This window comes from Haloimpatiens massiliensis, from assembly GCF_900184255.1.
Taxonomy (GTDB): Bacteria; Bacillota; Clostridia; order Clostridiales; family Clostridiaceae; genus Haloimpatiens; species Haloimpatiens massiliensis.
In genome coordinates this window covers 66,748-92,748 of sequence record NZ_LT854639.1, presented here as the reverse complement: position 1 = coordinate 92,748, position 26,001 = coordinate 66,748, and the positions used below count along the sequence as shown (strand labels likewise).

General features: G+C 30.5%; 19 protein-coding genes and 1 riboswitch. Of the genes, 2 read left to right on the top strand and 17 right to left on the bottom strand.

The features are described from left to right. Window positions 1–193: 193 nt before the first annotated feature. The 16 genes from C1715_RS05985 to C1715_RS05910 form a co-directional block, all read right to left on the bottom strand. Window positions 194–2,971 carry a sigma-54-dependent transcriptional regulator gene (locus tag C1715_RS05985; RefSeq protein WP_102399997.1) on the bottom strand — a complete coding sequence of 926 codons (2,778 nt, stop codon included), beginning with the start codon at window positions 2,969–2,971 and terminating at the stop codon, window positions 194–196. Between the two features lie 799 nt (window positions 2,972–3,770). Then, complete coding sequence (locus tag C1715_RS05980) at window positions 3,771–4,523, bottom strand: amino acid ABC transporter ATP-binding protein (RefSeq protein ID WP_102399674.1); 753 nt, start codon at window positions 4,521–4,523, stop codon at window positions 3,771–3,773. 139 nt (window positions 4,524–4,662) lie between these two features. Continuing rightward, window positions 4,663–5,295 carry an amino acid ABC transporter permease gene (locus C1715_RS05975; protein WP_180964007.1) on the bottom strand — a complete coding sequence of 211 codons (633 nt, stop codon included), beginning with the start codon at window positions 5,293–5,295 and terminating at the stop codon, window positions 4,663–4,665. A 300-nt stretch (window positions 5,296–5,595) separates the two neighbouring features. After that, entirely contained in the window at window positions 5,596–6,375 is a 780-nt protein-coding gene (locus tag C1715_RS05970) for an amino acid ABC transporter substrate-binding protein (RefSeq protein ID WP_102399673.1), read from the bottom strand. A gap of 135 nt (window positions 6,376–6,510) precedes the next feature. After that, window positions 6,511–7,359, bottom strand: coding sequence for a YitT family protein (locus C1715_RS05965; protein ID WP_102399672.1), 849 nt, complete (start codon window positions 7,357–7,359; stop codon window positions 6,511–6,513). A gap of 803 nt (window positions 7,360–8,162) precedes the next feature. Next, window positions 8,163–8,340, bottom strand: a riboswitch (cobalamin riboswitch). Between the two features lie 466 nt (window positions 8,341–8,806). Next, entirely contained in the window at window positions 8,807–9,058 is a 252-nt protein-coding gene (locus tag C1715_RS05960) for a FeoC-like transcriptional regulator (protein ID WP_242971924.1), read from the bottom strand. A 344-nt stretch (window positions 9,059–9,402) separates the two neighbouring features. After that, entirely contained in the window at window positions 9,403–11,439 is a 2,037-nt protein-coding gene (feoB, locus tag C1715_RS05955) for a ferrous iron transport protein B (protein WP_102399670.1), read from the bottom strand. Between the two features lie 166 nt (window positions 11,440–11,605). Continuing rightward, on the bottom strand, window positions 11,606–11,833 hold the full coding sequence (locus C1715_RS05950) for a FeoA family protein (RefSeq protein ID WP_035294951.1): 228 nt from the start codon (window positions 11,831–11,833) through the stop codon (window positions 11,606–11,608). Between the two features lie 121 nt (window positions 11,834–11,954). After that, a complete protein-coding gene (locus tag C1715_RS05945; protein WP_102399669.1) occupies window positions 11,955–12,191 on the bottom strand; it encodes a FeoA family protein in 237 nt (78 codons plus the stop codon). 361 nt (window positions 12,192–12,552) lie between these two features. Further along, on the bottom strand, window positions 12,553–12,768 hold the full coding sequence (locus C1715_RS05940; protein ID WP_102399668.1) for a DUF2922 domain-containing protein: 216 nt from the start codon (window positions 12,766–12,768) through the stop codon (window positions 12,553–12,555). Window positions 12,769–12,808: 40 nt separating this feature from the next. Continuing rightward, window positions 12,809–13,033 (bottom strand): DUF1659 domain-containing protein, encoded by a 225-nt coding sequence (locus tag C1715_RS05935; protein ID WP_102399667.1) that lies wholly within the window; start codon window positions 13,031–13,033, stop codon window positions 12,809–12,811. A 220-nt stretch (window positions 13,034–13,253) separates the two neighbouring features. Then, window positions 13,254–14,183 (bottom strand): HD domain-containing protein, encoded by a 930-nt coding sequence (locus C1715_RS05930; RefSeq protein ID WP_102399666.1) that lies wholly within the window; start codon window positions 14,181–14,183, stop codon window positions 13,254–13,256. A 272-nt stretch (window positions 14,184–14,455) separates the two neighbouring features. Next, window positions 14,456–14,974 (bottom strand): hypothetical protein, encoded by a 519-nt coding sequence (locus C1715_RS05925; RefSeq protein ID WP_102399665.1) that lies wholly within the window; start codon window positions 14,972–14,974, stop codon window positions 14,456–14,458. Between the two features lie 957 nt (window positions 14,975–15,931). Continuing rightward, a complete protein-coding gene (hcp, locus tag C1715_RS05920; protein WP_242971901.1) occupies window positions 15,932–17,587 on the bottom strand; it encodes a hydroxylamine reductase in 1,656 nt (551 codons plus the stop codon). Between the two features lie 164 nt (window positions 17,588–17,751). Beyond that, a complete protein-coding gene (locus C1715_RS05915) occupies window positions 17,752–18,207 on the bottom strand; it encodes a helix-turn-helix domain-containing protein (protein ID WP_102399664.1) in 456 nt (151 codons plus the stop codon). Window positions 18,208–18,456: 249 nt separating this feature from the next. After that, the gene (locus tag C1715_RS05910) at window positions 18,457–19,212 is read right to left on the bottom strand and encodes a hypothetical protein (protein WP_102399663.1); all 756 of its coding nucleotides are present in this window, start codon (window positions 19,210–19,212) and stop codon (window positions 18,457–18,459) included. A gap of 498 nt (window positions 19,213–19,710) precedes the next feature. On the opposite strand from C1715_RS05910, the gene C1715_RS05905 reads away from it, so the two are divergent. Continuing rightward, entirely contained in the window at window positions 19,711–22,632 is a 2,922-nt protein-coding gene (locus tag C1715_RS05905; protein WP_102399662.1) for an insulinase family protein, read from the top strand. Between the two features lie 66 nt (window positions 22,633–22,698). Here C1715_RS05905 and adhE read toward each other — a convergent pair whose 3' ends face one another. After that, window positions 22,699–25,281: a bifunctional acetaldehyde-CoA/alcohol dehydrogenase gene (gene adhE, locus C1715_RS05900; RefSeq protein ID WP_102399661.1), complete on the bottom strand. Its 2,583-nt coding sequence runs from the start codon at window positions 25,279–25,281 to the stop codon at window positions 22,699–22,701. A gap of 357 nt (window positions 25,282–25,638) precedes the next feature. Here adhE and C1715_RS05895 point away from each other — a divergent pair, with 357 nt between their 5' ends. Further along, entirely contained in the window at window positions 25,639–25,977 is a 339-nt protein-coding gene (locus C1715_RS05895; protein WP_102399660.1) for a P-II family nitrogen regulator, read from the top strand. Window positions 25,978–26,001 lie beyond the last annotated feature (24 nt).

Here is a 26,001-nt window from a genome sequence, read left to right as displayed (position 1 = left end):
CTATTTTACATTCTAAATTTTAAATTAAAACCCTTAGGTACATGAAAAGAAATAACAAGTCAAAGATGCTGGTATATTTTGTGTCAGACAAGGAAGCAGTTTCCGCCGCTAGTAAGACTATCGGTGGAAACTGCTGACGCAGTATGACGCAAAATAGACTAGCATACTGACTTATTATTTATTTGAATGTGCCCTACATAAACATTTCCACTATATAATAAATTTCATCTTCTGTCAGTTCTAAATTTATATTTTCTTTAAATATAACACAAGCAGATTTTACTTTTGTAAGTTTATCTTTATCCAATTTTTCTTTATCATATTTATACTCTAAGCCATCTTTTATAACCATTCTCTCTAGTGCACAAGCAACATGCAAAATTATTCTTATTTTCATGGAGTTTGAAAACTCTTTTTCCATGACTTTTTCTAATACACTTACAAATTTTATTAATACACTTATTATTTTTTCTGGGTTTAAGTATGTTAAAAACTGTTTTAAACTATCTTCACATAGCTCTCTAACCACAACATTTTGCTCTTTTTCAGTTTCATTTTCTTGTTTATTACCCCTTATTATATTTCTAATTACTTTTTCTCCGTCTCCATTTATTAGTGATTCTAATGATATAAAAGGAGCTTCTATTTCTGGATTTACTGCTCCTACTGTAGCCAAAATAGGTTGTTCTTCAGATATTTTTTCTAAATCATCTTTCATGTTTTTAATTCCAATTGGTATTATATTCACTGGTTTTTCTGATATGCTTACTACAATATCCTCTACTAACTTTTTAAGCTTCAATGCAGCTCCTTCTCCTGTGGTACACAAAGTTACAATTACTCCCTCACCAGGTTTAAACTTTTCTTGAATTTTATTAGTGTATCCTTTAAAATCTTTTAAGGAATTGTATACACTTTCTAAATCCATATCAAATATGTTAGATTTTCTAACTGCCTCTAAAACTATAGGAGTAGATACCATATCTATGGTTTTAGTTTTTATGCCTGTTTTTTCAGATATAATACTTCCAAATCCCGTAAGTGAACCCATGTCTACCAGTATTAGAACTCCTTTTCCTCTATCTATTTCCTTTACCTTTTGAGTCATTTCCTCTAGAATTTCTTTAGGGCTTATTTCTAGAGGCATATCTATGGCCTCTACATTCTTCTCTTCTAAAAGTTTTTGAACTACCCCTACCATGCTACTAGCAGTGCTGCTACCGTGAGCTGCCACTATAACTCCCACTCTACCAGTATTTCCGGTGTCCTGAATTGAATTTAAAAGCAGAGTTAGGTATATAACCTCCACCTTTGGAACTTTTATTTTATATCTTTCTTCTATCATGCTCTTGACTTCTACCGCAACCTTGTACTCCATAGGATTATCTTTTATTATACTTTCTACATTGGTATATTTAAGCTCTGTTTTTTTATTTATTCTATTAAAAAATGCGCTTAAATGAAGACTTAAAGCATATAAAAATCTATCATTAAATTTTTTATTTAGTCTTTCCTCTGCAAGCTTTTGCACTTCTTCTGAGAATTTTAATATATCATCATCCACTATCTTTAATATTCTCTCTCTATTTTTTCCGTCATTTTTAAATTTATCATAAAAACATTTAATATGTACATTTATATCTGTAGTTATAAATTTATTTATATTTTCATCATCCATGCCTTCTTCTTTTAAAATAGCTGCTTTATCTTCTATTATTTTATAAAGATTAAATGGAGGTTCATAAGGATCTTCTTCTATAAGTTCCTTATATCCTTGTGGTTTTATTACCATATCTGAAGGCATAATTCTCCATAGTTCCTCTGAAGCTTCTCTCCTGGCACCCATGGAAATAAGTCCGTTTTTCATATTATTAGGCAAAGTTTTAAAATCTATTTTTATATAGTTATCTGTATTTATGCTATTTAAAAAACCTTTGGCACATATAAGCTGAATATTAGATTTAAGCTGACCTATATTTCCATAAGAAGTACTTCCTATCAATGCCTTCACTGCTTCAGAAGTGATTTTAATAGGTTTATTTACTCTGTGGGCTTCGTTGGATAACAGGTGTTTTATTATGTCCACCTTATCTTCCATAGGCCTTTCGTCAAAGTTAGGAATGGTAATAGTGATAGGTATCCTTCTTGTAAATGTTTTTAAAAGTGCTGAAGTAGGGTCTTCTGTAGTAGCCCCTATTATGAATACATTTGCTCTTCTTTTTCTTTCTGTTTCACCCAATTTATTATAAGTTCCTGTATCCATGAAATAAAATAACATTTCCTGTCCCTCTGGGGGCAATCTATGAATTTCATCCAAAAATAACATCCCACCATTAGCCTTTTCCACCAAGCCCTGTTTTTCTGTATCCGCTCCAGTAAAAGCTCCTTTAATATATCCAAATACATGGGATAATAAAAGCTGAGGATTATTATAATAGTCTGCACAATTGAAAACTACAAAAGGCGCATCCTTTGGCAATTTATTTATGTATCTGGCATAGTTATACATCATATTTGCAAATAGAGTTTTTCCAACTCCCGTTTGACCTACTATCAATGTGTGCAAGCCATTAGGCGGATATAGTATGGCTGCCTTTGCCTGTTCTATTTGATTTTTAAGACTACTTTCAGCTCCTATAAGATAGTGAAAAGGAGATTTTTGTTCTTTATCTTGGCTTTTTCCCAAAATTTCATTTATATTATCCACTTCTAAAAGCTCTTCAGGGATTCTTTTCTGTATCAAACTTTCAATACTTTTTCTATGAAAATATAATACGGGTCTGCCTTTTATTTTAATAAGTTTACCCATTCTACAAAGTTCATTTAATTCTTTACTAGCGTTGTTTCTAAGTATATCTAGCTGCTCCCCTACTTCTTGAGCACTAAATCCACCTATTTCTTTAAGCTCATCCAGGGAAGTGTTTTGTGACTTTTCTTTTATATAATTGTATATTTTATCTATTCTTTTCACCAAAATTCACCTTCCTCACAATAACTTTAATACACTAATAATACTCTTTCAACCCCTAAACCTGAAAAATTTTTATTTATAGTTTTTTGATATTTTATTTCGGTATCATTGTCTAAACATTACAATTAACTATACCTTATTCCTAGTATCTAGTGCACAAGCATGCACATAGGTATTAGTACATAACTTATACACTTTTTAAATCATTCTGTAGATTTTCCTCATTTATATTATTTATATGTTAATACAATTTTAATACACTAAAATATAAAATTCAATAAAAGCAAAAAATGCAAAAAAATTTCCAGAAGCTTTGGGGTGCTTCTGGAAAACATTCGGGAAAAGGGAGATAGTGTATCGAACATTAAATTCGTTCTACATTATCTTTCCTAATTGGTGTAGCAAATTTGATTACCTATTTAATATTATACTCAAAATAAATTTTTTTGAGTTACAAAATAGTATTAAAAAGGTTACAAAATTATTAAAAACTTTACCATATATGTTTTATAAAATTTTCTTTTTACAAAATATCAAATTTCCCATAATATTTTGTAAATTTATATTTATTTTTACATTATTTCCTTGGAAATAGTATGTAATTATCTAATTCTATATTTTCAACTTACTTTTATCTACAAACCTTCTCAACAAAATTATAATAAAGTACATGTTGCAACAAAATATTTCCCTGGAAAAGTTACTAACTGAACTTTCGCAGTTATAAAATAAAAACTCCACACTCTACACATTGATATTCAGAAGGCTATGATAAGAGACTATATTTTAAAAACAATGATTATTTTCTTTCAAAAAATCCCTTTATTCTTTTATTCACTGTATTTCTCATTTTCTCAGGAGTTGAATCCTCTAATATTTCTCCCTTGTCCATAAATACCATTCTGTTACTTATTTCTAAAGCAAAGGCTATTTCATGAGTTACTATAACCATAGTTTTACCACTTTCCTTAGCAAGTTTATTTATAACCTGCAGAACTTCTCTAACAAGCTCCGGATCCAAAGCTGATGTAGGCTCATCAAATAAAAGTATATCTGGATTCATAGCAAGAGCTCTTGCTATAGCAACTCTTTGCTTCTGTCCCCCTGAAAGCTCACAAGGATACGAATGCTTTTTCTCTAAAAGTCCCACCATGGAAAGAAGTTCTTCGCCTTTTTTCTCCCCTTCTTCCCTTGATATCTTTTGTACCACCCGTGGAGCCTCCATGATATTTTCCATTACCGTTTTATGAGGAAATAAGTTAAAGTTTTGAAACACCATACCAATACTTTTAACATACTTATTTAATACATCTTTTTCGACTTTTTCCTTTTTCCCCTGCTTTATATTAACTATTGCTTTTTCCTTAATTTCTATTATACCTTCATCTATTTCTTCAAGTTTTATTATTGACCTTAACAAAGTACTTTTACCACTGCCTGATGGTCCTATTATACTTACTACTTCTCCGGATTTTACATTTAAATTTATACCCTTTAATACACTTAAATCTCCGAAGCTTTTACTTACATTAACTAAATTTATAGCATTCATTTATAACACTCTCCACAAATCTATTTTTCCTTGCAACAGCTCCAACCTTCATTTTGCATTCTAAATTTCAAATTAAAAACCTTTATTCACCTAATGTAGAACTTGAAATTTATATACGAAAATTCAGTAACTAAATACTTTATTTAGAAGTAGCTAATTTATTATTTTTCTCTAGCCTTCTAAAGAATATTACAATCAGCGAGCTTATACCTAAGTAAATAATTGCAGCTATAAAAAAAGGTACTATAGTAAATTCTCTAGTTACTATTTCCTTAGAGTTTCTGAGGATTTCTCCCATACCTATTACCGTTACTAGAGCAGTATCCTTTACTAAATTTATAGCTTCATTGCAAATAGAAGGTATAATTCTTAAAAATGCCTGAGGAAGTATTATTCTCCTCATAGTTTGCATGTAATTCATGCCTAAAACCTTAGCTCCTTCATATTGACCTTGGTCTATGGACATGACACCTCCTCTTATTATTTCTGCAAAATAAGCTGAATAATTTAGTATAAAAGTAATTAAAGCTGCTGAAAACTCCGTAAGCTTTATACCCAGCACTGGAAGTCCATAGTATAAAAAGAATAGTTGCAATAGTAAAGGTGTCCCCCTAAAAATCCATGTGTAAATTCCTAGTATCTTTTCAAAAGGCTTAAAAGTTTTTGCCAGGGCTATTATAGTACCTAGTGGAATTGATAAAACTATAGTTAATACATATAACTTTAAAGTAACAATGCTGCCCTTTAATATATAAATTATCATCTTATCCATTAAAAATTACATTCCTTTCAATATCATGATTATTCTACAAAAATCATTACATTACTTAAATTATGAAATTTCTCTGTAATGACTTTTATAAGAAGCGAAGGAACTATTTAAATTTAATTTTAGAAATTCTTCTTTTAGACAGATAAAATTATCGTAAGCCTGGCAAGGACGCCAGGCTAGTGAACCTGAGGCAGGACGCTGAATGTGAGCGTTAGATAATTTTATATGGCTAAAAGATTAGAATTTCTTAAATTAAATTTATTGTTCCAAGCTCTTATGCAAGTCATGGAGGAGAAATTTCTACTCTTCTCCAAACCATTTTTTATATATGTTATCCATGGTTCCATCTTCTTTTATCTGCTTTAGAGCCTTGTCTATTTTTTCACCAAACTCTGTATCATTTTTTCTATAGCCCACACCATATTCTTCTTCTCCAAAATTGTCTTCTAATATTTTGTAAACCCCTGGCTTTTTGCTAATATAATATCTAGCCACCACTTCATCTATAACTACTGCATTTACACGATTATATTTCAAATCCATAAGAGCCTCTGTGTTGTTTGAGTATTTCTTTATTTCCTTTATTTCCTTAACTAAATCCGCTTCCTTATTTAAAGCTTCATCACTGCTGCTGCCCATTTGAACTGCTACTATTTTTCCATTTAAGTCTTTTTTGCTTTTTATATTGGAGTCCTTAGACACCACAATTATCTGTCTGTTTTTTAAATAGCTTTCCGAAAAACCTATCTTTTCTTTTCTCTCCTCAGTTATAGTAAGTCCATTCCATATAAGATCAATGTCTTTATTATTTAAGCTTAAAAGTATTCCATCCCAATCCACTGGCTTAAACTCCACTGAAAGGCCTGTCCTCTTAGCCACCTCTTTAGCTAAATCTATGTCAAATCCAACAATTTCACCATTTTCATCTCTAAATCCCATAGGAGGAAAGCTGTCATCCAATCCTACTACAAACTTATCTTTAGTGCTTTCTTTAGAGCTGCTATGATCTTTTTTCACCCCACAACCTGACAATGCACTTACTAATAAAACTCCAACTAATGCTAATACTATTTTTTTCATCTTTCCATCCCCTTTCGGTAATAATTAATATTTTAAAATTTGATTCATGTTTTTTATTATACTTTATCATGCTAAAGTTGTAAAGTATGAAATTGTAGAAAAAAGCACCTAAGTGCATTTTTTTGCTACTAGGTGCTATATTGCTGGTGTAAAAAATCCTTTGCCCTTTATTTCCTGTGCTTGTGATATGGATATAAGAGCTGATGAATCTAAAGATTCTGTTAGTTTTTTTACCTTATTTAGTTGACTGTTAGTCATAAGACAGTAAATTATTTTCTTTTGGTTGCCAGTATAACCACCTTCCCCATATAGATAAGTAGTTCCTCTACCTGTGGCCTCCATTATGGCATCAGACACTTCCTTTGCTTTTTCCGTAACTATTATAACTATATTTTGTTTATCAAAACCCTTCATTACCTTTTCCATAACTACACCAGTTACATACATTAATACTAAAGTGTACAGTGTATTTTGTAGTCCTATAACAAAAGCCCCTAGCAACACTGTTATGCCATTTATTAAGAAAAATAACTTCGACACGTCTGCTCCAGTACTTTTTCTTATAATAACCATAATTATGTCTGTACCACCTAAAGACGCTCTATGTTTAAATATTAGCCCCAGTCCATAACCTGTAATTATAGAACCAAAAAGTGTAGCTATATTTATATCTTTTACAATTACATAATTTGATAAATCCTTTGTTAAAATTAAAAAAACTGATACGGATACAGCACCTACAGCACTATACAATATAAAATCCAAATCTATTTTTCTACATCCAATTATAAATAAAGGTATATTTATTATAAATATCCAATATCCTGAAGGTATTTTAGTTATATACTGACCCATAAGGGACATTCCTGCAACCCCTCCACTTAAAAGTTTATGTGGTGTAATAAATATGTTAGTCCCTACCGCATATATAAAGGTTCCTAAAACTATAAAAAACATTCTAATAAAAAACTTTTTATCCCTCACCCCGTCTCCCCCCTTTAAATTTAAATACTTCTATACCTGCTAATTGTATTTCAGAAATTCATAAAACACAAATCCTTCATACACCAACAATACATAAAAAGGTAATATTCTCTCGTGAAATCTCGTTCTTTTTATTTAAATCACGCTTAAATTATTTTTGTTTTATTTAAATATACTTAATTTTTTTAACATATACTAATATGGAATGCTTAACATATTGTTTTGTACATACTCTAAAAAGTATTTCATATTTATCTAAACCTAGAACTTAATTAATGAGATAATTATGAAGGTTAGGCACATTCAAATAAATAACAAGTCAGTATACTAGTCTATTTTGCGTCATACTGCGTCAGCAGCAGCTGGAGACTTTGGGCTGGGAGTATAAACTGAGGATTGGATTATAGGATTGATTATAAAAAAAAGCACCTCCATATATGAATACAGAGATGCTGTAATTGGTCAGTAGTTGGAAAAGAAAACTTTAAATCTTTTACAATTTATACTTAATAAGTTGGGAGTAAGTTTTTTCTGACCAATATTATAACTTGCTTTTATATAAAAAACCTTAATAGGCTTTAAAAGGCTTATTTAAAAATATTAATATTGAGCTTTATCATTTATCATGTACAAATTTTAAAAAATAGCAAAATAAAAAAGACTTCTTGTGAAGTCTTTACAGTATACAATAGTTTTGTGATAATATCTTATATCTTAAATGCACAGATATAATTATTCTAAATAATGATATCATAGTGCATAAATGTTACTATCATATTCCTGAAATCCTTCCCACCGAAAGATTATTACAGAAGTTCAAGGCAGGTCTCCTGGCTCTAGTTTCTTTCTCCTCTTGCCTTCCCAGTTTTAAAACCAGTGGCTATAAGATTCGTCCACTATTACAGTAGCGGGGGCTGCTGTGGTATCTCACCACATTCCCTTTTAATTTCCTAAAAGAAAACCAAAAACTTATTAATTCATTATTTAATTTTTGCTATGAACTAATTGTAATACTTTAGTGTGCATATTTCAACATCCGTATTATTCTTATATAACACTAATAGTTCAAATAATCCTATTTAATCTCTATCATAATAGGATTCTCTTCAAATTTCGGTCCACTATGTCCTTCCATTAAGGTCATTATAGCTCCATTGAAGGTCCACTGTAAAAATATTTCTTATATATAGCCCTTGTATATTTCCAATGCACTGCTTTTACTACATATTCTTAAAGTGCGGAGAACTTTTTAGTGAATAACTAATATCATGATTATCCCACAATAAGTATTACATTGCTTGAATTATGAAATTTCTCTGAAATGAGTTGCATAAGAAGCGAAGGAACTATTTGAATTTATTGTTCCTAGCTCTTATGCAAGTCATGGAGGAGAAATTTCATAATTCCATTACATTCTACCTTATTGTGGGTTAATCATATCATTACATTACAGACGTAGTTTTCCTTTTTCTGTTATCCTTATAAAATTTACATTAGAATTATTAGAAGAGCAACAGCAGGATTTTGCACAGCCCTTGCATCCTCCAGCACATGCCTCTTCTTTTACTCTTTCTATATATCCTATTCTCAGAAGTTGTTCTACCATTTCCTCTAAAAAACTTTCCGTTATACCCAGCTCTCTAGCTATAGCACTTTTAGAATAAAATCCCTTATTTCCTATTATCTTTAGTAATTTCATCAACACCCAAATCGCCTCCCACTTAATTCTGTATTCTCTATTACCCAATTATATATTTCTATATTTTATTAACCAGCTTTTGCATATAAAATTCAAGCCTACTCTACAATCTCTTTTCTTCATACCATTACTTACACAAAATCAGCACTAACAAAAACTATTGTCATGGTTGAACCATAAAAGTCACAATATGGTTTAATTATTAAATTTATCCTACATGACTTGCATAATAGCTCGTAACAATAAATTTACAGATTAAAATTAACCCTTAGAAATTAAAAGCTAAAAATTAGGAGCCTATAACTAGTAATTGAGTACTGAAGCCTGGGGATTAGGGACTAAAATTAAAGTCCCATTAATGTTCCCACTTGGAATATAACTACTGCAAATACCCAAGCTATGACAAAGCTGTACACTGCTGAGAAAATAGTCCATTTTACAGAATTAGTTTCCTTTTTTACTGCACCTAAGGCTGCAGCGCATGGTGTGTATAGAAGATTCATAACCATGAATGCATAAGCAGATAGTGGAGTAAATACTTCTTTTAATGCCATAGCTAGCTTAACACCTTCATCTCCTCCAGCGTATATACCTCCTAAGGTAGTAACTACAGTTTCTTTTGCCAATATGCCTGTTACTAGAGAAACTCCTGCTTGCCATGTGCCAAAACCTGCTGGTTTGAATATAGGCGCTACAAATCCACCTATTCTTCCAAGTATGCTTTCTGCACTTGCAGGCTCTACACCCAATGGGAAGTTACTTAAGAAGAATACTAATATTACCACTCCAAATATTATTGTTCCTGCCTTTTTAACAAAAGCTGATGCCTTTTCCCACATATGAGTAAGTATACTCTTTGCTGTAGGAATTCTATATGGAGGTAGTTCCATTACAAAGTATGAATTTTCACCCTTAAATAAAGTGCTGCTTAAAAATTTTCCTGCTACTATAGCTACTATAATTCCCAATGCATATAATGAAAATATTACTATACCTGCCCCTGAAAAAGGTCCTACATTAGTATCACCAAAGAAAGCCCCAGCAAATAGTGCATATACTGGAAGTCTAGCACTACAAGATACAAAAGGATTTATAAGTATGGCAACCATTCTATCTTTCTTGCTTTCTAAAGTTCTTGTAGACATTATTCCTGCTATGTTGCAACCTGAACCTATTATCATAGATACAGCTGTTTTTCCATGAAGTCCTATGGAAGTCATAAATCTATCCATAACATAAGCCGCTCTGGCCATATATCCTACATCTTCTAGTAAGGAAATTAGTAAATACATTACTAATATGAGTGGTACAAATGGGAAAATAGACCCTAATCCTCCTATGACTCCTTCAACTATAAATCTTCCAAACATATTATCTGGCACTAAGGTACTTGCCCATTCTGATAAAGCTTCAAATGCAGTTTCTACATATCCTCCCAATAAATCATTACCAAATTTCATAGTAATTTGATAAACAAAGAACATAATTACTGCAAATATAGGTATTCCAAGCCACTTATTAGTTACAACCTTGTCTATCTTATCTGTTATTGTATCTTTATTTTCATCTTTCCTTAAAATGGCACCCTCTGTTACATTTCCAATAAATTCATACTTTTTATCTATTATAAGTGCTTCTGGTTCATATCCAGCGGCTTTGGTTACAATGTCCACTCCATTTTCAACCTTTTTTAATATTTTATCTCCGCAGGATTTTGATTTTATAAGTTCTACTATTTTATTGTCATTCTCAAATAACTTTATAGCCATCCAATTTAAAGGATAAGAATTTTCCTCTACACAAGCTGAAATTTCATTTTGCACCTGCAATATTTGATTTTCCATATCCTTTCCATAGTCTATCTTAAAGCCTTGTTTTTTCTTATTCTTACTTAGTTTAATAACCTCTTCTATAAGTTTATCTATACCTTCTTTTTTTGTTGCAACTATTGGAACTATTGGTACTCCTAATTTCTTAGATATCTTATTTATATCTATTTTTATGTCCTTATTTTCCGCTTCATCCATCATATTTAAAGCCACTACTACATTAGGATTTATTTCTAATATTTGAGTGGTTAAATATAGATTTCTCTCTACATTAGTGGCATCTACTACATTTATTATTACATCTGCATCTCCATCCAATATAAAGTTACGAGCCACCACTTCATCTTCTGAATAGGCCCCAAGGCTATATGTCCCTGGTAAATCTACAATATTAAGTATTTCATTTTCTCTTTTAAGTTTTCCTTCCTTCTTTTCTACTGTTACACCCGGCCAATTACCCACGTGTTGTCTTGCTCCTGTAAGAGCATTGAAAAGGCTAGTCTTTCCGCAGTTAGGATTTCCAGCTAACGCCACTACTATTTCCTTATTCAAGTAAATCACACCCCTTATCTATAATAAATTTAGTTCATTATTCTAGATGAACATTTTCATTCACATTAAAATGAAGCTTGAAATTAACATTGATATTCATTCTCAATGTTATGTCAAAAAAAATATTCTTTTTCTTTATTCTAATAAATAAAATTTAATAAATTTCCTACCCTGCTGCCACCATTATTTTGGTAGCCATACTTCTGCCTATTATAATTCTTCCATCGCCTATTTTTACAATTATAGGTCCTACATCATTTCTCATAACTTTTATTTTGCTTCCGTTCACAAAACCCATTTCCTTAAGCTTTTTACACATACATTCTCCACCGTTTATATCTGTAATAGTTAGGTTTTGTCCTATATTAGCAAAAGTTAAAGGCATTCCTTTCATATGATTCACCCTTTCTTCTCTTAACTTTAATTTATATAATATATAGCGACTCTATGAATCCAACTCCCATGAAATTAAAATGATATTAAAATGATAATCACACAACCCTTAATAAGTTTTTCTAAGCTGTAATTTCTACTAAAATATCACTGGCTTCTGATTTTCTTAAAGTAAGCTTATACCCTCTTAATTTTATCTCTATAGGATCTCCCATAGGAGCTTTTCCTTCCACTGTAAGCTTCGTTCCTGGAAGTATTCCCATGTCCATTAACCTTCTTTTAACTGAGCTTTCTTTTGAAATTCTAACTACACTTCCCTGTTCTCCTATAGAAAGTTCATCTAAAAATTTACTTTTCATAAAATATTTCCCCCTATCCAATTTTTTAAAAATTTAATATCCATTCTTAGGATTAGTGTTTAGTTTTTTAATTGTTAGTTGTTCAATCAACTATAATTTACTCTCTTGTGCTAATAAATTATTTTAACATAATTTACATATAGAAAAGCTAATTTAACTTTTTAAATCATTATATTAAAACGCTAATTGTTTACTGCAGAGTACCTATTACTTATTATATAATATTCATTAAATAATTTATTGATAATGATTTTCATTACTATCTACTTAATCATTATATCACGTATTTTCATTTTGTAAATAGCATTCTATGATTTATTCCACAAATAAGAGAGGGGTAATGCCCCCTCTCTTTGTCTAATTAAAACTTAATTTCTTCAACTGTACTGCTTATTATTTCTGCTCTATCCTTCATTACAAGATCTCCAGCAGACAATTTAAATATATTCTTTTGGATTATTAAATCCATTAATCCCTCTATCTTCTCCTGTGTCGTATCTTCCTTTACATCTTTTAACCTTAAAGATACTTTTTTTCTATCCTGATCTATAAAGTACATAACTAAATCTCTAGCCATTTAAAACTCCTCCTTATTCTTAATCATATAAATATTTACATTATCCATTTATTACTGTGCTAGTATCTTCTCTTAATATTTCCTTAACTGGATATACTATAATCCCTGTCATTGCCTCAGCTACATCAAATATATCCTGAGCTGTAGCTGTAATTTTTACTTTAGAAAACCTTTGAGTTTTACAAACTTCTTTTCCCTCTAAAGTAGTTGATACCACTTTTCTTAAAATTATGGAACTTCCTACTTTGTTCTCCATAGCTGCCATAGAATCATCCCCTTTCAATATTTAAATATGCCTATATAACCTTTTTTACACTTAAAATGTAATTTGCATTATATGATTAAATCACAAAAAGCATTACATTACTTAAATTATACTTTTTTGTGGGTTAATCATTATATGATATTCCACCAAATAAAAAAATTGTAATTTAAGTCTTTTAGCTTTAAGCTAAAAGGCTCAAATTACAATCTTTACTACACCCTTATTTTATTTTTAATTTAAACTCTGTATCATATAACTTATACCATGCAAGATAATTTATACCTATATGCTCTCTTATCCAAACATTATTGAATTTAAAGAATCTTCTTAGTATATAGAATATCTTAATGCAATTAACCCAATCATCGTGAGAAATATCAATTTCCTCATTGTTATTTTGCTTATTATACATATCTAAAGTTTTTATCATAACTTCTCTTAAATCTTTTTTTATATTCGGATCCTTTTCTATTTCAAATTCCTCTATAATCTGCCCTAAAAATCCTATCATATGTTCTTTAAGCCATGTGGATTGTTCTGCTACGTCCATATCAAATCTATTTTCTATAGTTTTAAGATCATCATTTATAAATACGGAAGCTGAAACAGGTCCAAAAAGCTCCTCTATTCTTTTAACAAACTCCTTATACATATCATAACTAGAAATTTGAGTTAAACTTACCACCAAGCTTTGATAATACCATTTTCTTTTTTCATATCCTTCTTTATATCTGTCCCAAACTTTATCGCCTATTACCTTGTATTCATCCTGCATCATCTTAACATTACTCAATCTATCTGCGCAAGTTACGAATTTAAACTCTGGAGAAGCCTGTTCTCTTAAGTAATCTAGAGTACGTTTCTTTCTAGCTACATAGTCTTCTCCTTCCTGATATTTATCTGCTATATATACCTTTTCCACTATTCTCTTAACCTTAGATCCAAATATCCCTTCCACTTCTTCTAGTGATAAATACTCCTGCTCCACCGCATCATGTATTATTCCTGCTATTATTGTATCTTCATCCATTTTATTTCTTGAAAGAATTACACCCACTTCTATAGGATGTACTGCATAAGGTATATCTGTACCAATTCTCTTTTTATTTTCATGAGCTCTTAAAGCGATTTCTATAGCACGTGTTACCATTCAAATACCCCCTTATTTTATCATTTTCTTATTTTTCTATAATAATTTTCATTTAATCTTATACGCATTTAAAATTAAAAATTTTGTTTATTTTATAATTTTCCCTACTATATTTAAAATATGAAAATGAATATCGCATTATAAAAACTTTCAAATTTCAATTTGTTTTAGAATTTTCTGATTATTTATATTGTAACATACTTTTTAATATTTTTCACAAAAATAATTTTTAAAAATTTGTAAAATACTAATATTACTTTTATTATATATTGCTATTCTAAATTGTGAGAATATACTATATCAAAATCATTTTCATTTACAACAGATAACTCCATCCTAACAACCTTCCCTTTAAACTGAATAAATTTTTTTGACATTTCTCCAATAATAGGACTCAAATCTTCCGTTTCACTGTGATAAAGAGATATATGAGGCATCCAAAGCCCAGTATCAGCCTTTGTCCACGTATTACAATAAGAATCAAATTCTTTATGATATTCCTCATAATATTTTAACAAATTACCTGAAGTAGAAGGTATGCAAGCTATACAGTTAGTTGTTAAAAATCCCAATGCTGAACAATTAATATCAAATGATTTTTTCCCTTGTGAAAATTTCTTAGTATATTGCAAAATTTCATCCACATCAACATCCATAAAACTTGCAAAGGTAATATGTCCATAGAGAGGATTATATTCGATACTAAATGTTTCTAAAACTTTTCTAAGTTCTTCTAATTTTTTATTAGTTGTTTCGTCTAATATCCAAATAGCGCATACTTCTTTACCCATTTTTACCTTCACTCCTTTATTTAATTAACGCTTATGCCGCAAAACTACACCATGATATATAAATTTATACCTTGTATTCATACTAGTTTAAACTATTGTATATTTCTCTAAAATTTTTAACTTCATCATCATTTATTTTATACAAAAGGCCATTTTGTATCATGATCTTTTCCTCATAATCATTGACTGAAAATGTCGGTTGTCTCCTGTTTCAATTGTTTCAAAGCTAATTAACTCAAAATAATTTGAAACAATCTTCTTTATATTTTCATCTGTATAAGAGGCGAAGAATCGATTTGGTGTATAAACATCACCCTAGCCGTTAATTCCCTAGCCTTCTTATTTTACCATAACATATAAATTTACAATTTCTCATTATACTAATTATACCATTTTTCTCAACAAATTCACGGTAAAGTGAGAGATATTTTTTTGGAAATTCACATAAATTTTTGCACTTTCTAATCTACAAAAATACTGTAGATACTAAGTTGAATGTTCACACAATTTTTTCTTACTGCATTTGTTTGTATCTAATAATATATCTAAGGATTATGTAAAACATTACCTTACTACAAAATATATTAAGTTTTATTTATTAGTTCTATTTTAATAAATAGTATATAATTTTCAAAAGGCTGTGCCTAAAAGATTTTTAAAATGCTAAACAAGAGAGCTAACCATTCCATATAATAGAATACACCTAGCTCTCTTACTATAACTTTTAATTAAAAATTTTCCATAGCCAAGAGAAGGGAAATCCACCTTTAGTAGGCCCTCTTCCCCCACAAAGCGAGTATTCTGTAACTGAAAAAGCTGCCTTTAATGGAGTGATAAAATTGAAATTTTGGACTATTGAACTATCTTTAGAACTTCTTAGCGTACTGTTCACAGTCCAAAATTTCAATTTTATCACGGAATTAAAGGCAGTTTTTTCCTACGGCACTTACTTTATCTTCATTCCATGAACATTTTCATGTCATCTTCTACGTTAGTTATTCCACCTATTCCAAAGTTGTCTACTAAAACCTTAGCAACATTTGGTGATAGGAATGCTGGTAGTGTTGGTCCTAAGTGAATATTCTTAACTCCTAAGTGTAATAAAGCTAGAAGAACTATTACTGCCTTTTGCTCATACCAAGCTATATTGTAGCTTATTGGAAGCTCATTTACATCATTAAGTTCAAATGCTTCTTTTAATTTTAAAGCTATTAATGCTAATGAATATGAATCGTTACATTGTCCTGCATCCAATACTCTTGGAATCCCTCCAATATCTCCTAGGTCTAACTTATTGTATTTATATTTAGCACAACCTGCTGTTAATATTACAGTATCCTTTGGTAGAGCTTTTGCAAAATCTGTGTAGTAGTTTCTTGACTTAGCTCTTCCATCACAGCCTGCCATTACGAAGAATCTCTTAATAGCACCAGATTTAACTGCCTCTACTACCTTATCTGCTAGTGAAAATACTGTATTGTGGGCAAATCCTCCTACTATTTCACCTTTTTCTAATTCTGTAGGTGGAGCGCACTTCTTAGCATTTTCTATAATAATTGAAAAGTCTTTTGATTTTCCCTCATTTCTTTCTTCTATATGTTTAAGTCCTGAGAATCCAACTGCTCCTGTAGTGTATACTCTATCTTTGTATGAATCCTTTGGGGGAACTAAACAGTTTGTAGTCATAAGTATTGGTCCATTGAATTTTTCAAATTCTTCATTTTGCTTCCACCAAGCATTTCCGTAGTTTCCTACAAAGTTATCATATTTCTTAAATGCTGGGTAGTAATGAGCTGGAAGCATTTCACCGTGAGTGTATACATCTACTCCTGTCCCCTTTGTTTGCTCTAATAAATCTTGTAAATCCTTAAGGTCATGTCCGCTTATTAATATAGCCGGGTTATTTCTAACACCTAAATTAACTTTAGTTATTTCAGGATGTCCATAAGTAGTAGTATTTGCCTTATCTAAAATAGCCATGCCATCTACACCAAATTTTCCACATTCTAAAACTATAGCAACCATTTCATCCACAGATAAAGCTTCTGTTGTGGATACTAATGCCTTTTTCATGAAAGCATATATATTTTTATCTTCATAGCCTAGAGCATAAGCATGGTGTAAATAAGCAGCTAGTCCCTTTACTCCATATATTAAAAGCTCTCTTAAAGATCTTACGTCTTCATTTTCTGTAGCTAGTACCCCTACAGTTTTAGCTTTGACTTCAAATTCTTCTACAGCATTTGCTGTCCATAATGCAGCGTCATGATTTACTAAGCTTAAATCTACCCCTTTATCTCCTAAAACCTTTCTTAAATTCTCTTTTACTTCTAAAGTTTCTTTAATTCTTTCTATAAAGAATTCTCTATCAAAATTAGCATTAGTTATAGTAGTAAACAAGCTATCCATTATTAATCTGTCTACAGCTATATTGTCCATGCCTATTTCTTCTGCTTTCATAGAATACATGCTTATTCCCTTTAAGTTATAAATTAACAAATCCTGTAAATTAGCCACATCTGCAGTTTTTCCACATACACCTCTATGAGTACATCCTTTGCAGCCTGCTGTTTCTTGACATTGATAACAAAACATATTAGTTGTATTTTCCATCTTAACCCTCCTAATTTCTTTTGCTTTGTCTATGCTTTATTTATCAGGGTTTTATCCCTGTTGTGATTACATTGTACCTTTTTAGTCTAGTTTTTTCGGTAACCCTTGTTACCAATAAAAAAAAGTTCAAGTATTTTTTATTTATACCTGAACTTCTAAAAAATTTATTCTTCATATTTCCCCACTATACTAAGTAACTTTCCCACAAATTTAGGATTACCGTATATGGTGAACCTGCCTATGCCCTCTTCTTGTAAAAACATGTACTCAAAATTTACCCACTTTCTCAAGGAATCATTAGCATTTATAGCTGTCATAAGCTCATTGCAAAGAGGGCTTAATTCCTCTGGGCTCTCACTCTTCACATTTATTATGGAACATACAGATATTTTCTTATCCTTAATAGTAAAATTCTCTGTAAAATTTTTAATTTTATCATTAGACTTTTTAACATTGATACTTTTGTCCAAAAGCTCTTCTATTGAGGAAGACGATATGCTCCATTTCCCACCTATTTTACTTGCCACAATTTTTCCTTCCTTTATGTATCTTCTTACGGTAATGGCATGGACATTAAGTATCTTTGCAGTTTCTTCTATAGAATACATTTTGTTTTTCATAAATCATATTTGGTAAAAATTATATCATGATTAAACCACAAAAGGTACAATGTAGTGGAATTATGAAATTTCTCCTCCATGACTTGCATAAGAGCTTGGAACAATAAATTTAAATAGTTCCTTAGCTTCTTATGCAACTCATTCCAGAGAAACTTCATAATTCAAGCAATGTAATACTTATTGTGGGATAATCATATAATAAATATAAATATTTTACCTTAATTTACCTCCTCCCTTTTAAAATCGTATCTAATATTTATTTCTATAATACTGAAAAAGCATCTTTTCTATATCTTCCAATGTAATATGTTTTTCTTGAATTTTATTAAATACATGAGACTTTTTTATTTTATCTATATATTCGCTAGTACTAAATTCTAATGAATTTCCTATTTCCAATCCAAAATTGTCTCTCATAAATTCAATAAAGAATTGAGCTTTTTCTATAGGCACCTTTTCTGCATTATTGTAATATATGTGACCTGCTACACAGTAGAATTGCCACCCTAAAGCAGTAACTTTTAAAATACCCTCTTTATTTTCTATAAACCCACACTTCAATAAAGTTTGTATTTTTTCTTTCAAGCTATCTTCTGAACATTTTAATTTTAAGCTTAGTTCTTCTAATGTAGCTAATATTACCTTATAACATAAAAATTCCAATATATTTATTATATCTACATCCATAAGCTTTTTATAATATTCTATCATACTTTCCTTATTCTTTAATACTTTTGGCAATATATCTGGTGTTATAGTCGTTGAGTAAAAAGAAAAATTTTTCTCTCTGTTATTATGATTATAGCCCGCTATAACGCATCTTTCATTCACATCCATCTGCTTGCACCAAGCTTTTAGTGAATCTAATATTTCATCATGACCACAAAAGGAACTGGTACAAACAAATAAACTTTCTTCTTCCTGCAAACTTTGTTTAGATATTTCCCTAAGTCTTTCTTTTAACCTTTCAATTTCTTGTCTAATTTCTAATGCTTCTATATTCATATGATTCCCCCCAATTTATCCAAATGGTTTTATCATATTATATCACTTTTAATCATTTTTTATCAATACTATTTATAGTTAATCATATTAAGTACATCTATAAAATTACACTTACTTTCTTTATTTACACTTAAAGAAACATATGAGCCTAAAAACCCTATATAAAGTTGAATTTTTTGGCAAACATTATACCAATTTATATCTTAAATGGGTTATAATATAGTTACTCCTCTTAAAATCCATCTTATTTTTTTCATAAACTCATATATGATTATTATATTTATAATTAGTGGAATACTATATAAAGAATTTTTATTATTCACTCATAAAAAAACAACATGTGCAAATTTCAAATAAAGTCACATAAGAAAATTGGCTAGAAAATAACTATCTCAACTTTCGCAGTTACAAAATAAAAATGCAGCCAACCAAGCACATGCAAAAAAACAAAATTTGTAAAATTTAAATTTATTATATATAGAAAGGGGTTATAATTATATGCAATTAAATAAAACATACAGCGGCTTTAAGCTACTAGAAACAAAAGAGCTTAAAGATATAAATTCTACTGGAATGATTTTTCAACATGAAAAAACCGGTGCAAAACTTTTGTTCTTAAAAAATGAGGACGATAATAAGGTGTTTTCTATTTCTTTTAGAACTCCACCTGAAAACAGCACTGGAGTACCACATATAATAGAGCACTCCGTTCTATGTGGTTCTAGAAAATTTCCTGTTAAAGAGCCTTTTGTAGAACTTATAAAAGGATCCTTAAACACATTTTTAAATGCCATGACTTTTGCAGATAAAACCATGTATCCTGTGGCAAGTAAAAATGATAAAGACTTTGTAAACCTTATGGATGTTTATCTTGATGCAGTTTTATATCCTGATATATATAAGCATCGTGAGATATTCATGCAAGAAGGCTGGCACTATGAATTAGAAAATAAAGAAGACGAATTAAAATATAAAGGCGTCGTTTACAACGAAATGAAAGGTGCTTTCTCATCACCAGACTCTGTACTTATGAGAAAAATACAGGAATCTTTATTTCCTGATACCACCTATGGAGTGGAATCAGGCGGAGATCCTGACAATATTCCTGAGCTTTCTTATGAAGAATTCATAAACTTCCATAAGAGATATTATCATCCTTCAAACAGCTATATTTACCTTTATGGAAATATGGACATAGAAGAAAAACTTAAATTTATAGATGAAAACTACCTAAAGGATTTTGATAAATTAGAAATAGATTCAAAAATTCATTCACAGAAACCATTTAATAGTACTGTTGAAACTGTGGTTAATTATCCTATATCTCCAAATGAAAATCATGAGGATAAAACCTTCCTAAGTTATAACTTTGTAACTGGAAGCTCCACAGATCCTGAAGAATACCTAGCTCTAGATATTTTAGAAACCATTCTTCTTGAAAGTGAATCTTCTCCACTTAAAAAAGCTCTTATAGAAGCAAACCTTGGAAAAGACGTTTATGGCTTCTATGACAGAAGTATTATTCAACCTTTATTCAGTATAGTGGTTAAAAATTCCAATGAGAATAAAAAAGAAGATTTTAAAAATGTAGTAACAAATACTCTTAAAGACTTAGTGGCTAAAGGCTTAGATAAGAAGTTAATTGAGGCTTGTATAAACAGAAAAGAATTTGACCTTAGAGAAGCTAATTATCAAAGTTTACCTAAAGGACTTGCATATGGTATTCAATGCATGGACAGCTGGCTATATGAAGAAAGTCCATTTATGCACTTAGAATTTGAAGATACTCTTAAAAAAATAAAAACCGCTCTTACTACAAATTATTTTGAAAAATTAATTGAGAAATATCTTTTAGGCAATACTCACAGTTCTATACTTATAGTAAAACCTGAAAAAGGGCTTACAGAAAAAAAAGATGCAAAAATAAGTGAAGAACTTAAAAAGTATAAAGAAAGTCTAAGTGAAGAAGAAATAAATAAAATAATAGAAGATACTAAAAATCTTATGAAAAGACAGGTAACTCCTGATTCTCCTGAAGATTTAAAGGTTATACCTCTTTTATCTTTAGAGGACATAAGAAAAGATTCTGATGTGCTTCCTTTAGTAGAAAAAGAAGAATGTGGTGTTAAAGTTCTTCATCACCCTATTTTTACCAGTGGCATTGGATATTTAACTATGTACTTTGACATGGGTGAAGTCTCTAAAGATTTAATCCCTTATGCGTCACTTTTATCTGCTATTTTAACTAATATAAGTACAAAAAACTATAACTATGAGGATTTAACCAACGAAATTGACATAAATACAGGTGGTATGAGCTTTAGCGCTGCATGTTACAGCAAGTTTGATGACTCTAGCACTTTCTACCCTAAATTTAATGTTAGAGCTAAAGTTTTAATAGATAAACTTCCTAGACTTATGGAACTTTTAGGAGAAATAATATCAAATACTGAATTTGATGAAGATAAAAAGATAAAAGAAATGATTCAAAAAATAAAATCAAGACTTGAAATGTCTATGTTTGATAGAGGTCATATGGTAGCTGCAAAACGTGTATGCTCCTACTTCTCTCCTTCAACTAAATACAATGAAATGATAAACGGTATAGACTTTTATAAGTTTATATGCACTCTTGAAAAGAATTTTGAAAATAGATGGGATGAACTTAAGTCTAATTTAGAAAAAGTATATACTATGGTATTTAACAAGGAAAACCTTATAGTTAGCTTTACTAGCGCGGAAAAGGATTATGATAAGTTCAAGGAAACTTTCTGCAATCTATATAATGATTTAAATGACAGTAAAGCTGCTTGCTGTAAACCTAATTTTAATTTCAAAGCAGAAAATGAAGGTTTCATGACTTCTGCGAAAGTTCAATATGTAGCAAAAGGCTATAACTTCAGAAAACTTGGATATGATTATACTGGAGCTCTTAAGGTTTTGAAAACTATAATAAGTTTTGATTACCTATGGAATAAGGTACGTGTTCAAGGTGGAGCTTACGGATGCATGTCACACTTTGAAATGAATGGTAACCTATTCTTTACCTCCTATAGAGACCCTAACTTAAAGGAAACTCTAAATACCTATAATGATATTTATAAATATGTTGAAATATTAGGTGTAGATGAAAGAGAAATGACTAAGTATATCATAGGAACCATGAGTGAAGTAGACTCTCCATTAACACCATCTATGATGGGAGATGCCGCTGCAGTTAACTATATAAGAGGAATTTCTCAAGAAGCTATCCAAAAGGAAAGAGATGAAATATTAAACTGTAATATAGAAAATTTAAAGAACTTAAAAGCTCTTTTCCAACAGCTAGCTAAAGAAAACTATATCTGCGTAATTGGAAATGAAAATAAAATTACAGAAAACAAAGATTTATTTAATAAAACCCTTAATTTATTTGAATAATAAAATTAACACTATGAAGATTTATAAACTCTACCAAATCTTCATAGTGTTTTTTGCTTTTGTTTTCTATTTACCAAAAGCATTTATATACATTTGCTTTATTTCTTCTATTAAAGGATATCTAGGATTAGCTCCGGTGCATTGATCATCAAAGGCTTGCTCTGACATAACATCTAAAGTAGCAAAGAAATCTTCTTCTGAAACTCCTGCTTCCTTTATGGACATTGGTATATTTATTTTAGCTTTTAACTCATCTATAGCCTTTGTTAGCAATGTTACTTTTTCATCTGCTGTTTCTCCACCTAATCCTAAGTAATCAGCAATTTTTGCATATCTTTCTTTAACATTTGGATATTTATATTGAGGGAAGGCAGCTTGTTTTCTTGGATTATCTACTGCATTGAATTTTATAACTTCATTTATTAGTAGTGCATTGGCAATTCCATGTGGTATATGGTGTGCTGATCCTAGTTTATGTGCCATAGAGTGACATGTACCTAGGAATGCATTGGCAAAAGCAATACCAGCAATAGTTGAGGCATGCGCCATTTTTTCTCTAGCTTCCACATTAGTTGCTCCTTCATTGTATGCCACTGGCAAATATTCGAATATTAATTTTATAGCCTCTAGTGACATGCCATTGGTAAAATCTGATGCCATAATTGATACATAGGCTTCTATAGCGTGAGTTAGAGCATCTATACCTGAAGCTGAAGTCAATCCCTTTGGCATATTCATCATAAGTTCAGCATCCACTATAGCTATATCAGGAGTTAGTTCATAGTCTGCTAATGGATACTTAATCCCTGTTTTTTCATCAGTTATAACTGCGAACGGAGTAACCTCTGAACCAGTTCCTGCGGATGTGGCAATACATATAAGATTTGCCTTTTCTCCCATAGTAGGAAATTTGTAAACTCTCTTTCTTATATCCATAAATCTCATAGCTAAATCTTCAAATTTCACTTCTGGATGCTCATATAGTACCCACATAATCTTAGCTGCATCCATAGCCGAGCCACCACCTAGGGCTATTATGGTATCTGGCTTATAACTTTTCATTTCTTCTGCACCGTTTATAGCTGCTGAAAGTGTTGGATCTGGCTGTACATCTGTAAATATTTTATAGTTTATATCTATTTCATTAAGTACAGACGTGATTTTATTTGCATAGCCTAATTCAAAAAGAACTCTGTCTGTTACTATAAATGCCTTTTTCTTATTTAAATCTTTTAATTCCTTTAGTGCAACTCCTATACTACCATATTTAAAGTAAATTTTTTCTGGCACCCTAAACCATAGCATATTTTCTCTCCTCTCAGCCACGTTCTTAATGTTTAATAAATGCTTAGGTCCCACATTTTCTGATACAGAGTTTCCACCCCAAGAACCGCAGCCTAGAGTTAAAGATGGTGCTAATTTAAAGTTATATATATCACCTATAGCGCCTTGGGATGAAGGCATATTTATTATAGTTCTACCGGTTTTCATCCTGTGACTGAACTTCTCTATTTTTTCTTTACCCTTGTTAGTATCTATATAAAGGGAGGATGTATGACCAATTCCTCCTAACTCCACAAGTCTTTCTGCCTTATTTAAAGCATCGTCGAATTTTTCAGCTTTATACATTGCAAGTACTGGTGATAACTTTTCATGTGAAAATGGCTCTTCTAGTTCTACTGATTCTACCTCTCCTATAAGGACTTTGGCATTCTCTGGCACATTAACTCCTGCTATCTCAGCTATTTTATATGCCGGCTGACCTACTATATTAGCATTCAGATTTCCATTTATTAAAATTATATTTCTTACTTTATCCAGTTCATCTCCATTAAGTATATAAGCACCTCTGTCTAAAAATTCTTTTTTAACTTTATCGTATATTGAACTAATTACTATTACTGATTGCTCAGATGCACAAATAACTCCATTGTCAAAGGTTTTTGAAAGAAGTATTGAATTTACTGCCATCCTTATATCTGCAGTTTCATCAATAATTACAGGTGTATTTCCCGAGCCAACACCAATAGCAGGCTTACCTGATGAATAAGCGGCTTTAACCATTCCTGGACCACCTGTAGCCAAAATCATATCAGATTCTCTCATAACTACCTGTGAAAGTTCAATAGATGGCTCATCAATCCATCCTATTATTCCCTCTGGTGCTCCTGCTTCAACTGCTGCATCAAGTATGATTTTAGCTGCCGCTATAGTACACTTTTTTGCTCTTGGGTGTGGTGAAAAAATTATACCATTTCTTGTCTTTAATGCTATTAACGCCTTAAATATTGCAGTGGATGTAGGATTTGTTGTAGGAACCACTGCTGCAATTACTCCTATAGGTTCAGCAATTTTGCATATACCAAAGGCTTCATCCTTTTCTATAACTCCGCATGTCTTTTCATATTTATACTTGTTATACATATATTCTGAAGCAAAATGATTTTTAATTACCTTATCCTCTACAATGCCCATACCTGTTTCTTCTACTGCCATTTTGGCAAGATTAAGTCTATTACTATTTGCTGCTATTGATGCCCTTCTAAAAATCTCATCTACTTGTTCCTGACTATAAGTTCCAAATTTTCTTTGAGCCTTTCTTACTTCTTCTATTTTGTCCATCAATTCTTGAGTATTAGTTACCTTCATAAAAAACTTCACTTCCTCTCCAAAAATCAAACCATTAATTTGATATTTTAAAACACAGAGTAGTTACTCATTGATGTTTTCATACTATATTTATTATTGCTTTTTTACACTCTATTTATCCGACATTCATAGAAAAACTATACCTTAGAAATTAATACTTTAACTTGCACAATTATAAAATTTAGAATGTAAAATAAGCTTTAATATAACACACTAATGAAATTCTATGAGTTTATGTGACCATTAACAGCATTATGTTCGTATTTTTTTTAAAAATCATAAAATTAGTGTTATACTATATATATATATTAATCAGTATTTTCAAAAAATTAATTAAAATATGAAAGGAGTAGATTTATGCAAGTTTTAATAATGGTTCTAAATAAAACTAATTATTTAGAGGATATAATAAAAGAATTAAATAATTCTGGTATAAGAGGTGCAACTATAATTGATAGTACAGGTATGGCTAAAATACTTACCTCTTGCGGAGAAGATGTTCCAATGTTTGGATCTCTAAAAATGCTTTTAAATGAAAAAAGACCTTTTAACAAAACTATTTTTACTGTTTTAAAAGATGACCAGGTAGACATAGCTATCTCTGCTATTAAAAATGTAGTTGGAGATTTAAAGAAACCTGGAGTAGGCATAGTGTTTACTTTACCAGTAAACTACGTAGAAGGACTTTGCCTATAATTTTTTAAGAACTGAGAAAGGAAT

Bases quoted from the DNA above. Each gene is read 5' to 3' on its own strand.
- C1715_RS05925 (WP_102399665.1), bottom strand. From the start codon at position 14,974: ATGGGTAAAGAAGTATGCGCTATTTGGATATTAGACGAAACAACTAAT.
- C1715_RS05950 (WP_035294951.1), bottom strand. From the start codon at position 11,833: ATGAAAGGAATGCCTTTAACTTTTGCTAATATAGGACAAAACCTAACT.
- hcp (WP_242971901.1), bottom strand. From the start codon at position 17,587: ATGGAAAATACAACTAATATGTTTTGTTATCAATGTCAAGAAACAGCA.
- C1715_RS05970 (WP_102399673.1), bottom strand. From the start codon at position 6,375: ATGAAAAAAATAGTATTAGCATTAGTTGGAGTTTTATTAGTAAGTGCA.
- C1715_RS05940 (WP_102399668.1), bottom strand. From the start codon at position 12,768: ATGGCTAGAGATTTAGTTATGTACTTTATAGATCAGGATAGAAAAAAA.
- C1715_RS05910 (WP_102399663.1), bottom strand. From the start codon at position 19,212: ATGAATATAGAAGCATTAGAAATTAGACAAGAAATTGAAAGGTTAAAA.
- C1715_RS05930 (WP_102399666.1), bottom strand. From the start codon at position 14,183: ATGGTAACACGTGCTATAGAAATCGCTTTAAGAGCTCATGAAAATAAA.
- C1715_RS05895 (WP_102399660.1), top strand. From the start codon at position 25,639: ATGCAAGTTTTAATAATGGTTCTAAATAAAACTAATTATTTAGAGGAT.
- C1715_RS05905 (WP_102399662.1), top strand. From the start codon at position 19,711: ATGCAATTAAATAAAACATACAGCGGCTTTAAGCTACTAGAAACAAAA.
- C1715_RS05935 (WP_102399667.1), bottom strand. From the start codon at position 13,033: ATGGCAGCTATGGAGAACAAAGTAGGAAGTTCCATAATTTTAAGAAAA.
- adhE (WP_102399661.1), bottom strand. From the start codon at position 25,281: ATGAAGGTAACTAATACTCAAGAATTGATGGACAAAATAGAAGAAGTA.
- C1715_RS05975 (WP_180964007.1), bottom strand. From the start codon at position 5,295: ATGGATAAGATGATAATTTATATATTAAAGGGCAGCATTGTTACTTTA.
- C1715_RS05960 (WP_242971924.1), bottom strand. From the start codon at position 9,058: ATGAAATTACTAAAGATAATAGGAAATAAGGGATTTTATTCTAAAAGT.
- C1715_RS05980 (WP_102399674.1), bottom strand. From the start codon at position 4,523: ATGAATGCTATAAATTTAGTTAATGTAAGTAAAAGCTTCGGAGATTTA.
- C1715_RS05945 (WP_102399669.1), bottom strand. From the start codon at position 12,191: ATGAAAAGTAAATTTTTAGATGAACTTTCTATAGGAGAACAGGGAAGT.
- C1715_RS05915 (WP_102399664.1), bottom strand. From the start codon at position 18,207: ATGAAAAACAAAATGTATTCTATAGAAGAAACTGCAAAGATACTTAAT.